Annotated in this window: 11 protein-coding genes and 1 tRNA gene; 4 read left to right on the top strand and 8 right to left on the bottom strand. The window is 70.5% G+C overall.

All coding sequences use genetic code 11. From position 1 onward, the window contains the following. Nucleotides 1-190: 190 nt before the first annotated feature. Complete coding sequence (locus VKP62_15305) at nucleotides 191-3400, bottom strand: BTAD domain-containing putative transcriptional regulator (GenBank protein MEB3198563.1); 3210 nt, start codon at nucleotides 3398-3400, stop codon at nucleotides 191-193. A gap of 173 nt (nucleotides 3401-3573) precedes the next feature. Between VKP62_15305 and VKP62_15300 the strand changes: the two genes are divergently transcribed. Next, on the top strand, nucleotides 3574-4590 hold the full coding sequence (locus VKP62_15300; protein MEB3198562.1) for a M48 family metalloprotease: 1017 nt from the start codon (nucleotides 3574-3576) through the stop codon (nucleotides 4588-4590). Between the two features lie 133 nt (nucleotides 4591-4723). Here the strand turns inward: VKP62_15300 and phaC are convergent, their stop codons facing one another. The 4 genes from phaC to VKP62_15280 form a co-directional block, all read right to left on the bottom strand. Then, a complete protein-coding gene (gene phaC, locus VKP62_15295) occupies nucleotides 4724-5788 on the bottom strand; it encodes a class III poly(R)-hydroxyalkanoic acid synthase subunit PhaC (GenBank protein ID MEB3198561.1) in 1065 nt (354 codons plus the stop codon). A 130-nt stretch (nucleotides 5789-5918) separates the two neighbouring features. Then, complete coding sequence (locus VKP62_15290; protein ID MEB3198560.1) at nucleotides 5919-6263, bottom strand: DUF3294 domain-containing protein; 345 nt, start codon at nucleotides 6261-6263, stop codon at nucleotides 5919-5921. A 40-nt stretch (nucleotides 6264-6303) separates the two neighbouring features. Then, nucleotides 6304-6696 carry a hypothetical protein gene (locus VKP62_15285; GenBank protein MEB3198559.1) on the bottom strand — a complete coding sequence of 131 codons (393 nt, stop codon included), beginning with the start codon at nucleotides 6694-6696 and terminating at the stop codon, nucleotides 6304-6306. 98 nt (nucleotides 6697-6794) lie between these two features. Next, nucleotides 6795-7241 (bottom strand): MarR family transcriptional regulator, encoded by a 447-nt coding sequence (locus VKP62_15280; GenBank protein ID MEB3198558.1) that lies wholly within the window; start codon nucleotides 7239-7241, stop codon nucleotides 6795-6797. Nucleotides 7242-7486: 245 nt separating this feature from the next. On the opposite strand from VKP62_15280, the gene VKP62_15275 reads away from it, so the two are divergent. Together VKP62_15275 and VKP62_15270 are read left to right on the top strand one after the other, a co-directional pair. Then, nucleotides 7487-8449: an ABC transporter ATP-binding protein gene (locus VKP62_15275; GenBank protein MEB3198557.1), complete on the top strand. Its 963-nt coding sequence runs from the start codon at nucleotides 7487-7489 to the stop codon at nucleotides 8447-8449. Continuing rightward, entirely contained in the window at nucleotides 8446-9240 is a 795-nt protein-coding gene (locus VKP62_15270; protein ID MEB3198556.1) for an ABC transporter permease, read from the top strand. The genes VKP62_15275 and VKP62_15270 overlap by 4 nt, the downstream gene beginning before the upstream one ends. 154 nt (nucleotides 9241-9394) lie before the next feature. On the opposite strand, the gene VKP62_15265 is transcribed toward VKP62_15270, so the two are convergent. Both VKP62_15265 and VKP62_15260 read right to left on the bottom strand, forming a co-directional pair. Further along, a complete protein-coding gene (locus VKP62_15265) occupies nucleotides 9395-11134 on the bottom strand; it encodes an alkaline phosphatase family protein (protein MEB3198555.1) in 1740 nt (579 codons plus the stop codon). A 27-nt stretch (nucleotides 11135-11161) separates the two neighbouring features. Next, nucleotides 11162-12361 (bottom strand): acyltransferase, encoded by a 1200-nt coding sequence (locus tag VKP62_15260; GenBank protein MEB3198554.1) that lies wholly within the window; start codon nucleotides 12359-12361, stop codon nucleotides 11162-11164. Nucleotides 12362-12427: 66 nt separating this feature from the next. Between VKP62_15260 and VKP62_15255 the strand changes: the two genes are divergently transcribed. Continuing rightward, nucleotides 12428-12500: transfer RNA gene (locus VKP62_15255), tRNA-His, on the top strand. On the opposite strand, the gene VKP62_15250 is transcribed toward VKP62_15255, so the two are convergent. Next, nucleotides 12492-12671, bottom strand: coding sequence for a hypothetical protein (locus VKP62_15250; GenBank protein MEB3198553.1), 180 nt, complete (start codon nucleotides 12669-12671; stop codon nucleotides 12492-12494). The genes VKP62_15255 and VKP62_15250 overlap by 9 nt on opposite strands. Between the last annotated feature and the right edge of the window lie 237 nt (nucleotides 12672-12908).

Below are 12908 nucleotides of genomic sequence, written 5' to 3'. Positions count from 1 at the left end.
AGGCGTTCCACGCGCTGGTGGAACGCGCGGTAGGTGATGCGGCGATGGGTCGCCGTGCAGATGAGCGCGGTCTTTTCCGGCGTGTACATGGCCCAGCGGGCCAGCCAGTCTCCGAAGTACATGGGCGGTTGCCTCCGGTGGAGTTGGGGAGCGAACATCTCCACCGTAAGCGGCGGGCGTTACGGAGACGTTACAGGCTCAGCTCCCCCGCCTCGATCCGCTTCGCCAACCGCTGCGTCTCCGGCATCGGGTCGATGTCGAGTTCGTCCGACAGCAGCACCACGCAACGATCGTAGGTCCGCAGCGCGGCCGCCCGATCTCCCTGGCGATAGTGGGCGATCATCAGCAGGCGGTAGGCCTCCTCCGTGAGCGGCTCCAGGGCGATGAGGCGCGAGGCCCAGTCGATGCAGCCGGCGTCGTCGCCGCGCGCGGCCAGCAGCCTGGCGAGCCGCATCGCCCCCTCGGCGAAGCGGTGCGCCAGCCGCTCGCGTTCCCGGTCGCACCAGGCTTCGTGGCTGGTGAAGGCCTGGAGGAAGGGGCCTTCGTAGCACGCCAGGGCCGCCCGGTAGGTGGCGACCAGGCGATCGCCAGGCGCCCCCTGCGCCTCCAGGGCGGCAGCCGCGTCGAGGCCGTCTTCGAAGGCGGCGACGTCCAGCGCCACCTCCGGGGGGCCGGCCAGGGCGAAGCCGCCGCCGCCCCGCAGGATGAAGCGCGCAGGCGCGCCCGCGGGACGGTCGGGTTCCAGGGCCTTGTTGAGGGCGTTGAGCACCACCCGGAAGGTGCCGTCCACCGTCGTGGCATCCGCCTCCGGCCAGAGCGTGTCGATGATGCGGGCCTTGGAGAGGGTCTGGCCGCGCAGCGCAACGAGCAGATGCAGCAGCTGACGCGCCTTGTCCCGGCCCCAGGCGCGATCGCCGAGTTCCTGCCCGGCCAGCCAGACGCGGAAGCTGCCCAGCGTCTGGATCCGCAGCATCGGCTCGGGCGGCGGGGGCGACGCGGGCAGGGGCGGCGAAACGGGCGTGCGGAGCGCCTGCCAGGCCCCCGGTGGGATCCCGTGGCGCTGGGCCGCCTGCACGAAGCGCTGAGCCGAAGGCGCATCGGGAAAGCCCATCAGGCTCGGACCTGCGATCAGACATGCGTAGCCCTCCTGCTGCACCCGCTCGGCCAGCTCGGCAGCCAGGGCGGCAAAGCCCGTCTCGTCCCCGGCCCCCAGGGCCAGGCGCGCCAGCGCCAGCACCACGCAGGCCTGCCCGAAGGCGTCCTGACAGGCTTCGAAGCCCGCCCGCGCGCGCGCCAGCCAGGGCTCGGCCCGGCGATCGCCCGCCTCGCTCCAGCCACTTCCCAGCGCCAGCGCCGCCAGCGCCACCACCCAGCCGTCTCCCGCCGCCTCGGCCACCGCCACGGCCTCCGCCGCCAGCGCCTCGGCCGCCTCGCCGGGCCCGCGCCGGGCCGCCAGCAGGGCGCGCCCGAACAAGGGCTCCGCGCGCAGGCGCGCCACCCCGATCGCATCGGCCAGCGCCAGCGCCGCCGCATAGTCGTGCTCGGCCCGTTCGGGGCGCCCGGCCACCACCTGCGCGTGACCGCGTCGCATCAGGCCGACCGCCTCGGCCCAGGCCGCCTGCTGCCGACGCGCCCGCTCCAGCCCGGCCTCGGCCGCCCGCTCGGCGGCCTCGGCGTCGCCGCTCAGCGCCTCGACAAAGGCCAGCACCAGCGCCGGCTCGCGATGGGCGCGCGAAGGGGCCTCCGCGGCCTCGTCCGCCAGCGCGCCCAGCAAGATGCCACGGGCCGTCGCCAGCCGCCCCAGGCGCAGCTGGAGTCGCCCCTCGTGAGCCCGCAGGTCCGGCAGGCCCTCGCGCAATTCGGCGAAGAGCGCCAACGCGCCGGCGGCATCTCCGCGATTCAGCCGGTTCTCGGCCATCAAGACCAGCAGTTCCGAGCGCCGCGCCGGGTCCGGCGCCTCCGCCAGCGCGGCCGCCAGGTGAGGCTCGGCCAGGGCCGGACGGGCGGTATCGAGGTAGACCAGTGCCAGGCCTGCGCTGGCCCGAGAGCGCCCCTCAGGCGCCTCGCCGTAAGCCCGGCGAGCCCGTTCGTACCAGCCGATCGCCGCCTCGTAGCGCGCGGCGAGCCGGGCCGCATCGCCCAGACTGATCAGCAGGGCCGGCGCCCGTTCCAGCGCAGCCGCCGGCAACTGCCCGGCCCAGCCCGTGAGCAGGGCGCCACGCCCCTGATTGACCAGGTCCGGCGCCAGCAAGGCCAGCATGGCGATCGCCGGCTCGCTGGCGCCGGCGGCCAGCAGCTGGGCGATCGCCTCCTCCGGCTGCCCATGCGAGGCCAGCGCGTGGGCAGCCGCCTGGCGCGCCGCCGACAGCTGGCCCTGCTCGGCCAGGCGGGCCAGCAGGAACTCGCGCATCAGGTGATGATGGCGGTAGGCCTGCGCCTCCAGGGCGATCAGGAACAGGCCTTGGTCATGCAGCACCCGCAGCTGCGCCTGGGCCTCGGCCGCACCGCCCGGCAGGCGCGCCAGCGTGGCGCACACCCCTGGTTCCAGGCGTTCCAGCGGCGCCGTGGCCAGCAAGAAGGCCAGCAGCACCGGCGACAGGCTCGCGAGGGCTTCGCTCGCCAGGTAGCTGAACATGTCGCGCTGGTCGGGCAGCGCCGAGGCTGCGCCCGGCTGCGCCAACCTCCCCGCGATGAGCGGAAGCGCCATCGGCCAGCCCTCGGTCTCGGCACGCAAGGGTTCCAGCTCTGCCGGGTCAACCGATAAGCCGTGGTTGGCCGTCAGCCAGGCTCGCAGGTCCTCGTCCGTGAAGGCGAGGTCGGCCTGGGCGATCGCCACCACCTCGCCGGCCAGGCGCCAGCGCGCCAGGTCCGGCAGCGCCGGCTGGGTGCGCGCGATCAGGACGAGACGAAGCTGAGGCGGGGCATGGCGGACGAGATGCGCGACCAGGTCCGATACGCCGGAATCGGCCACGCGATGAAAGTCGTCGAGCACCAGCCAGGTTTCCCCGTCGAGTCGGTCGAGCCAGGCATCCGTCAGGGCCTCGATGGCCGCCTCGCCGTGCCGCTCGGCGCCGCCCGGGGCGGCCAGCAGCGCCAGCATGCGGTTGGCCACGCCAGGGCAAGCGCGATGCGCCGCGTGGGCCAGGTGAATCGCGAAGGTCTGGGGGTCCGCATCGCGCTCCGACAGCTCGTACCAGAGCGCCGGAAGGCCGTGAGCCCGCACGTGGGCCGCCACCAGGGACGACTTGCCATAGCCCGCCGCGGCCACGACCAGCGCGATGCGGGCCTCGGCCAGTTGCGCCAGGCGTGCCTCCAGGCGCGCCCGCCGCAGGTGCGAGCGCCGGGGCGCCGGCAGCACGAATTTCGTGCGGGTCACCAGGTCTTGACCGAACAGGGCCACGGATCATCCTTCCGCGAGGGGTCCAGCCGCCTTGTACCGCGGCAGCGGGCCTGCTGCACCTCATCTTCCGCCTTGGCCCCGGCCGATTCGACCGCGGGACGCAAGTTTGCCAGCCCAGCGAGCGATAGCTGTTAAGTGGGTGTTAGGTGGAGTGAACCGGGCGGGAGTGAGACGTGTTTCGCATCGCACGCAAGCCGATTCTCAAGGCGCTGAATCTCGAAGAAGCCTTTCTGGCGCGCACCGCCGTCGCGCGTGAGCGCATCGCCTACGCCCTGCGCGCGGGCCTGCCGCTCTCCAAGGACCTGCAGGCCCAGCACGCCGAGGTCAGCCGCCTGGTCGATACCTTTACGCGGGCGGGCCGACGCCCCGGCGCCCCCGCCGTGGCCGAGGCGCAGCTGAACCAGCTGGCCGAGGCGCTCGATCAGGGGTCGGCCGACCTGGTCTACCGCGTGCTGCGCAACCAGGCCCTGGGGGCCTTCCGCAAGGCCCGTCAGATCACCGACGCCGCGCTCCCGTACCAGCCTCGCACCACCTCGGCGCCTTCGCGGCTGGCCCGCTGGTTCCAGGCGCTGGATGAGAAGGCCCTCGACCTGATCAGCCCCGTGCGCCCGGGCGGGCCGCTGCGCAAGCAGGTCATCCGCGACGTGAAACACCTGTCGGCCACCAACGCCCCCGGTCCGCTGGGCGTGTCGCTGAAATGGAGCCGCAAGAACGTGATCAACGCCTCGAGCCATGGCGACAACACCTACACCATCTCCGAGAAGACCGCCAAGCAATTTTCCCGCGACACGGTGGGCTGCGTGATGGGACACGAATTGGCGCACGACCGCCACCTGGACCTGGTGGGAGACGACATGGCGCGCCAGGCCATGGCGGCGATCGCCCCGGATTCCCCGCTGCTGAAGGCCGATGTGGCGGCCGCGCGCAAGAAGGTCATGACCAAGCTCAGCGTGGTGGCGGAAGCCCAGGCCGATGCGGACGGTGTGCGTTTCGCCGCCCGCGCCGGCCACGACCCGCGCGCCTTCGGCGACTTCTTCGCCCACGTGGAGGCCCGCAACCTGCCCGATTCCCATTACGCCGCCGTCGGCTATCCGACGCCCCGCCAGCGCCGCCAGGGCGTGGAACGCATCATCGCCGCCGAGGACCTGGTGCGGGTGGCGACAGAGGCCCGCGGCCGGCGTCCCGCCTGAGCGGCGGTGGCACTCGGCGGCAATTGGAAGTGGAACCGATCACGCTCGGAGACCGCTTGGAACGCGAGGTGCGCCCCTTGGCCCCATCCGTCAGCTAGGCTCTATGGTGGGGCCCTGATTAGAAATCAGTTCTTTAGCTGCGGGCCGCCAGCCAGGCATCCAGCTGCGGGAAGAAGTTCTTCCTGGCCGCCCGCCCGGCCACCACGCCCACATGCCCGGCCTTGACCGACAGCAGGGTCTTGTCCTCGCTGCCGACCCGCTCCATCAGGGGCTTGGACTGGCAGGGCGGGCAAATGTGGTCGAGTTCGGCGTACACGTTCAAGAGGTTGGCCGTGAGGTTGCTCAGGCGCACGGGCTGGCCTTTCAAGGTGATGCCGTCCTGCACCAGCTGGTTGCCCTGGTAGAAGTCCTTGACCCACTGCCGGTAGGCCGCGCCGGGGAAGGGGACCCCGTCGTTGACCCAGTGGTCCATGACCCGCCAGCCTTCGACGAAGGTCTCGTCATCGAGGCGGTCGAGCAGGGTCATGTAGGGACCGTAGAGGTTCTGCATCGGCTTGAGCAGCTTGGCACCCAGGTCCATCATGCCGGCCGGAATCAAGCCCATCACGTCGGCCAGGCGGTCGACGTCGAAGTGGCGAGGGTTGAGCCAGGCCGTGTAGAGACCTGCGTCGCGGAAGTCGATCGGCGTGGTGAGCAGGACCAGGTTTTTGACCAGGTCCGGGTGCAGGGCCGCGAACATGGTCGACAGCGTCCCGCCCTGGCAGTAGCCCAGCAGCGAGAGGCGCGCGTGGCCGGAGTCCTTCAGCACCTGCCGCACGGCACGCAGCATGTAGTCCTGCACGTAGTCGTCGAGGCGCAAGCCTGCGTCTTCTTCGCCGGCCTGACCCCAATCGAGCATGTACACCTGGTAGCCCTGGCCCACCAGATACTCCACCAGGCTGTTGCCCGGCGTCAGGTCAAGAATGTACGGCCGGTTGATCAGCGCGTACACCAGCAGCAAGGGCGTGGCGTGCTTCACCTGGTCCGCGTGGTAGCGGTACAGCTTGGCCTTGTTGGAGGTCCAGATGACCTCCTTGGGCGTCTGACCGACGGCCACGCTGCCGGGGCGCTGCGCGTACTTCAGCCACGCTTCGCTACGACGCCAGTTCTTTTCCAGTTCCTGGCGAGCCTGCGTGATCCAGTCGGTTTGGGCGTTCATGGCGGAAGTCCTCAAGCGGGGAAGGGGCAACGGCGCCCCTGGGGCAAACGGGGTCGGGGGAAGGTTTCAGGTGAGCCCGGCCCTTGTGGCGCTCGCGGGGAGGCCGGCCGGGCTGATTGGACCGACGCGATCAAGCCTTGTCGGCGCTCAGGGCCTCGACGCGCTGGTTCAACTCGGCCACCTGACGACGCAGGTCGGCGGCGGTGAGCGCATCCCAGGCCGGCACCTGCGCCATCACGCGCTGCAGCGAGGCCTCGGACAGGCGCGTCATCTCATCCGCCTGGCCCTTGGCCTGCGACACGAGAATTTCCATCACCTTCTGGCCGTCCTGGCGCATGGTGCGGGTCTGGCTGATCCAGCCGGCCGTCAGCTGCTCCAGCTGCTCCTGGCTCCAGACGGCGCTCTTGTAACTGGCCAGCCAGGCATCCAGCATCTCGGCAGCCAGGGAGGGGCGGGTTTCGGTCGCAGTGGTCATGGGGAATTTCCTCTCTCTCATCACACAGGGTTGGCGGCGCTCAGGCGTCCGCGCTGGCTTTCTTGCGGGAAGCCCGTTCGACTTCCTCGGCCGGATGGGCGGCCAGAGCGGCGCGCAGCGCCACGAGGTGCTCCGTCAGCCCATCCAGCTGGTCGTGCAGGGCTTCCACCTTGCGCTCCAGCTGCACGACCTGACCCGCGAGGCGCGCATGGTCGGCCATGGACGGCAAGCGCAGGGCCGCCCAGTACGCTTCCAGCGCCTCACGGGTCAGCTGGTGCTGGGTCAGCGACTGCTCGCGCAGCACACCGGCCGCCGCCAGGTAGCTGTCCGAACCGAGCAAGGCCTGCAGCGGCGCGGTCCAGAAGGACTCGGTACGGTCGTAGAGGTCCTTCCAGGTGGGCAGCGGGGGCAGGGTGGGGGATGGGGTGGTCACGGGGCAACTCCCTTCGTTGAACGGGACAGGTTCAGCGTAGGGGGTGGGCGTTACAGACCCGTTACAGGAGAAACAAGAACACGTCGCCAGCCCCGGCGTCAGGCGTCGGTGAATACCCGTTGCAACTCCCCGAGAGCGGCAACCAGGGCCGCTTGACGGTCCGCACTCAGCCGGTCGAGGTGGGTGCGCAGCTGGGCCACGTGCGGCAGGAACACGCGGCGGTATTCCGCGTCGCCGGCGGGCGTGAGGGCCACCCGCACCTGGCGGGCATCCGTCTCCCCGCGCTGGCGCGTGACCAGGCCCCGCGCTTCCAGGCGGTCGAGCACCGGCGTCAGGGTGCCCTTGGAAATCAGCGTGCGGCGCCCGAGTTCACTGCAGGTCATGCCGGGTGTGTCGCCCAGCGTGACGATCACGTCGAACTGAGAGGGCGTGAGCCCCAGCGACTCGATGTAGCGTGCCGCCACGCGCGAGACCTGGGCGTGGCACGTCATCAGGGCCCGAAAGACGGGCACCAGCGAGACGTCGTCGGGGACGGGGTCGGTCACGGGAAGGCTCCAGATGGGACTGGTACGAACAGTCGCCAGTGTAGGCAGGGCGAGCAGCGGCGTCAAACCGGCGACGGCCGCCTCCGGAGGCGGGCTGGTCAGCGGCCTCGGGACGGTGAACGTCACGGTCGACCCTGCGGGCAAGGTTCCAGAGATGGGCCTGCTTACAGCCGGCCCTGGGCGCGCGGCATCCTTGACCCGGCGTGGCGTGAGGCCCATGATGGGCACCTTCAGGAGCCTCACCCTTGCCCCCCGCTGCCACGCCCATCCTGCACGTCTCCGGCGTCACCAAGGTCTACCCCGGCCGCTTTCGCCAGGCGCCCCTGACGGCGGTGCAGGATGTCTCCTTCGACGTCCGCGCCGGGGAAATCCTGGGCTTGCTGGGACCCAACGGGGCCGGCAAGAGCACCACGTTGAAGATGGTGACGGGCTTGCTGCGGCCCACCAGCGGCCGCATCACGATCGCCGAGATCGACGTGGCCGCCCGACGCTCGCAGGCCGTTCGGCAGGTGGGCGCGGTACTGGAAGGCAATCGCAACCTGCACTGGAAGCTGACGGCCCGGGAGAACCTGCGTTACTTCGGCGCCCTCAAGGGCGTGACGGGGCTGCGCCAGCGGGTCGAGGCGGTGATCGCGACGCTCGACCTGAGCGCCCACACCCACAAGCGCGTGGGGGAGCTGTCGCGCGGCTTGCAACAGCGCGTGGCGATCGGCATCGCGCTGCTGGGCACGCCGCGCTTGCTGGTGCTCGACGAACCCACGTTGGGGCTGGACGTGATCGCCGCCAGCGAGTTTCAGCGCACCATCCGGGCGATCGCCGAGACCGGCTGCGCGATCGTCCTGACGACCCACCAGATGGAGGTCGCGCAGGCGCTCTCGCACCGCATCGCCATCATCGCCGCGGGACGGCTGGCCGCGCTCGACTCGCTGGCGACCATGCGCGAGGCCTACCGCACTCCCGGTTACGAGGTCTGCGTGCGCGGCAGCCTGTCGCCCGCCTTCCTGGCCCGGCTGGAGCAGGCCGGCGGCCGCTGCGCGCGCGAGGCCTCTGGGGCGGGCCGCCTGTACCTGCCGGAGGGGCAAGGCGATGCCCTCTACGACATGCTGGCCGCCCTGCGCGAGGAGGCGGTCGAACTCGTCAGCCTGCAACAGCAGGAGGTGGATCTGGAAGCCATCTACCGCCGGATCGTGGAGGCGCCTGCCCCGTGAACCTTCCCGCTCTGTTCTGGGCTGAATTGCAGCGCGAGGCCATCTTGCTGGTGCGCCACCCGTTCGAACTGGTCTCGCGCCTGTTCTGGAACCTGGGCTTCGCGCTGATGATCTTCTTCGGCTTTCAAAGCGTCGGCTCGGGCCTGCCAGGCTTTCAAGAGGGCCAGATGGGCCGCATGCTCGGCCTGCTGATCACCTACATCGCCATCAACGGCATCTCCAACGGCGTCGACCTGTTGCTGCGCGAGGCGCAGACCGGCACGCTGGAGCAGGCGGCCCTCTCGCCGCCGCCGCTGGTGGTGGTCCTGCTGATGCGCGACCTGGCCTCCTACATCGAGATGCTGGCCCGCTTCGCGCTGGTGCTGGCGATCGCCGTGGGCATCACGGGCGTCCAGTTCCACCTCGACGTGCCGGGGATGGCGCTGCTGCTGACCCTGATGTACCTGGGCATGGAGGGCCTCGGCCTGATGCTGGCAGCGGTGGCGCTGCTCTACAAGCGCATCGTGACCCTGAACCAGCTGGCCGTCATGCTGGTGTTCGGCCTGGCGATCCTGCCGCTGGAGGGCTTGCCCGGCTGGATGAGCGCGTTCGTGGCGCATTTCCCCTTCACCCAGGCCCTGCAGCTGCTGCGCGACCTGGCCGTCAAGGGGGTGCCGCTGGTCGACCTCTGGGCCAGCGGGCGGATCCTGAGCCTGAGCCTGCACGCCGTCCTGTTCCTGGGCATCGGCGCGCTGGTCTTCCACGCGGCCGAGCGCAAGGCGCGCGACTGGGGCACGCTGAACCAGTACTGAAGCCGGCACGGCAAGCCGCCCGGCCGGCATCGCCAGCCCTGGCCCCCCGAGCGCTGCGTCGCTCGTCGGTTAGCTCCTTCGCCCGGTGTGCGCCCCCCTCGCTCCGTGCGCTCAGCGTCCCGTTCGTCGCGCGGCGAATCCGCTCGCGCCGCCTTCAGCGGGTCGCCTCGACCTCGGCACGGGTCAGGACAGCCTCAAAAAACGGCTTCCCGAAGGGTTTCCAGGCCTTGAGGGCCTCCGCCACCTGGTCCGGCGTGACGCCCTGCGCCGCGCACTCGCCGTCGTCGAGAAAGACCTGGTTGCTGGTCACGGCCAGGGCCACCGGGCGATCGTTCTGGCGCCGGTCGAAGCGCTGGTTGATCCAGGCAGCCACGCCCTCACAGCTCAGGCGCGCGCCCCCGTAGCGTTCCGGCAGCGGCCCGCCCCCGTGATCGGCCGTGAAGACGATCAGCAGGTTCTCGCGCCCCACCCGCTGCACCAGGGCCTCGACCGTCTTGCGCGCCTCCTCGTCGGCGGCGCGCAGCGCATCGCGGGTTTCCAGCGATTCGAGGCCGTAGCGGTGCGCGACGTAGTCGGTGGCCTTGATGCTCCAGAAAATCAGGTCGGGCACCTCGTCCTCGCCGAGCGGCTCCCGCGCGACCATCTCGCGCATGGCCAGCCCATCGAAGGCGGCCGCCCCGGGCGACATGCGCAGCGCCACGGGGGTCTGGACCAGGTGACCGCGCCAGTCGCCCGTCGCCGGCCAGCGCAGCGGGGCGCGCAGATCCGCCAGGTAGTCAGGCCGGCGGTAGACCTCCGGCAGGGTGGTCCAGAGGCCCCGGCGCTCGTCGTACCACTGGCAGATCGGCTTCGGATTGCCCGCGTACTGCGCCCCGTGGCCGACCATCCCGATCGCGGCCCGGTCGGCCATCGATTGGGCGATCACGACGGCGCGGCCCTGCGACTCCCGCAGCCAGACATCCGCCAGGGACGGACTATCGAGCAGCATCGGCTCCGGCCCGTTCGGCCCCAGAATGGCCGTGCGCGTCACGCCCATGGCCCGCAGGTGCGGCGTGTTGGCGGCAATGCCGTGGCGCGCCGGCCAGGCGCCGGTGCCGATCGCCACATGGCCCACCACCGTCTCGGGGTCGAGGTGGGAGACGCGGGCCTCGTCGAAAGAGGAACCTTCCGCCCGCAAGCGCCGGATGAAGGGCCAGGCCTCGGGATGAGCCTGCAGCATGGAGCGCCCGCCCTGGTCGAAGACCAGCACCAGCACGACCTTGGGCGGGGTCGCGGCGGGCAACAGCGCCCCCTTCAACACGCGCCCCGTCGCGTCCTCGGGGGCCACCGCCCCGATCAGCTGGGCCAGGGTCGGCACGATGTCCTGCTGGGTGGCCGCCTCGCGACTGCGCCAACCGACGCGCACCCGCCCGGGGCCCCACAGCACCAGCGGGATGCGGGTGTCGTAATCCCAGAAGGTGCCGTGATGATTGCCCTCGTGGGTGATCGCGCGGCTGGCCTCCCCGTCGGGCAGGGCCGAGTGCTCCTCGCGGATGTAGCTGCCGTCGATGATGTAGTGATACTTCGACGGCAGCACGAACAGGTCGCCGCTGCGCGGCCCCAGCGAACGCTGCGCCGCCAGGCGAAAGGCGGCCGTGACGCGGCGCGCCTCCTCGGGCACGGGGTCGGCCTTGGGCTTGATGTCGGGATTGGGGTCGGCCTTGGGCTTGGGGTCAGGACTGGCGTCCGGCCGAATGTCAGGCCCCGCTGGCGCCTTGCGCTCCCCGCCGCCGTCGTTCTTGTCCCCTGGCGCAGGCACGGCCCCTGCCGGTCCGTCGAAGCCAGGGGTCGAGGCCAGCAGCAACCCCGTCAAGGCGAGGGCCTGGCCCCCTTGAACCCATGATGTACGCGGCATCCCGTTCCTCCCTCCCCCGTTTACCCGTCAGCGGGGCCGCCGCCACTGGTCCCGGAGAGCGGCCCAACCGCCACGCAACAGGGGACGCTCGAAGCCATAGGTGATCGCCGCGGCCACTGCCAGCGAGGCGGCGATCGTCACGATCGTGAAGCTCAGTTGCCAGACCGGGTCGTGATGCGGGTCCGACGTGGCGGGCACGGGCCATTTCCAGACGTACATGAACTGACGGCCGACAAACTGGTGCCACAGGTAGAGGTTGTAGGAGATGACCGACAACCAGAGCAGCGGCCGCCAGGTGAACAGACGTTGCCAGAACGGCCAGGCCCGCATCGAGGCGAGCGTCAGCAGCAGGAAGGCCAGGGCCAGATGCCAGCGATGCGCCACCTGGTAGCCGTTGGGCCAGTCTCCGCCGTCATGGCGCACCTGCCAGAGGCCGAGGGCGTAGCTGTGGACGGCCCAGAGCGCGCCCAGGGCGATCGCCGTCGCCAACCCGCGCGCGAGGAGCCCCGCCGGGGCGGACGGCGCACGCCGCCCCTGCAGCCAGGCCCCCAGCATGCCGGTGGCGAACAGGTCCAGGTAGGCCGGCAGTTGCTGCATCAGCCAGTGGAAGTGCGGATGGGCCCAGGTCTGCACCCCGTGGCGCCAGGCGATCGCGGCCCCGCACAGGCCCACCCAGGTCCAGGCCGGACGCCGCACAAAGGCCCAGGCCAGCAGCGGGAAGATCAGGTAGAACTGCACCTCCACGCCGAGCGACCAGAGCACGCCGTTGACGGCGGTCTCGGCCTGCGGCGAGATGTTCTGGAAAAAGAAGGCGTGGGCGGTCAGATTCCAGAGGGCCTGGGCCGGGTCGCTCAGCCAGGCCGGCCGGGCGATCAGCAGCATCAAGACGATCGAGAGCCAGTAGGACGGCAGGATCTTGATCGCCCGCCGGCTGGCGTAGTGCCGCCAGCTCGGCGCAGGCGTGCCCTGGCGCAGCGCCCGCACGAAGGGCCACAGCAGGCAGAAGCCGCTGATGAAGAAGAACAGCTCGACGCCGGAAAAACCCGTTTCCGTGAGGTGGGTGAACTGGCAGGTCCAGCCGGCGATCGTCAGCTGCTGCGGCAACCAGGACAGCTGCCAGACGTGGAAGGCCAGCACCCACAGGATGGCCACCCCCCGCAAGCCGTCGAGGACGTCCAGGTGGTCCGTGGCGGGCGGGGCAGTGGCGGGAGAGGGGTCGGGCGGCATCGGATCAGCAGAGGGAGCAGGGGTGGCCTGCTCGAAAGGGCTTGTGCTAGAATACCCCGTACCACGGTGGCTGTGGTGAAGTGGTTAACACAGAGGATTGTGGATCCTCCATTCGCGGGTTCGAACCCCGTCAGCCACCCTTGAAGTCCAAAAGCTCCCGATCTGACAGTTCGGGGGCTTTTCGTTCTTTCATCATAGATGCCGCAGAAGCAAGCCAGGAGAAGGGTTGGCGGTAGGTAGGCGTGAGCTTACCGTCCTTCAACACGCAGTTCGAAACGACAAAATTGAGCAGCGGCTTCAGCGGCACCAACCCTGGCCCCCTTTAGGCGCTGACCTTCAACGAGGCCGCCGCAGCGATGAAAATGCCGCGCTCGGAGGTATTTAGTCCACGGCCGGATCGGGCGCTTCACGATCGACCGCCTGGTGCGCGCACTCGCCACTCTCGACGCCACGGTGCATGTGCGACTGGTGGTGGAGCCCCGGGACGCAGGGCTGGCGTCTGCGAGGCCTCGCAGCGGGGACGCAAGGACCTCATCTGGTGGGTCGA

It is taken from the genome of Candidatus Sericytochromatia bacterium, assembly GCA_035285325.1.
GTDB lineage: Bacteria > Cyanobacteriota > Sericytochromatia > S15B-MN24 > JAQBPE01 > JAYKJB01.
Note: the sequence above shows the minus strand (reverse complement) of the source record. Positions and strands in the feature narration are given on the sequence as shown.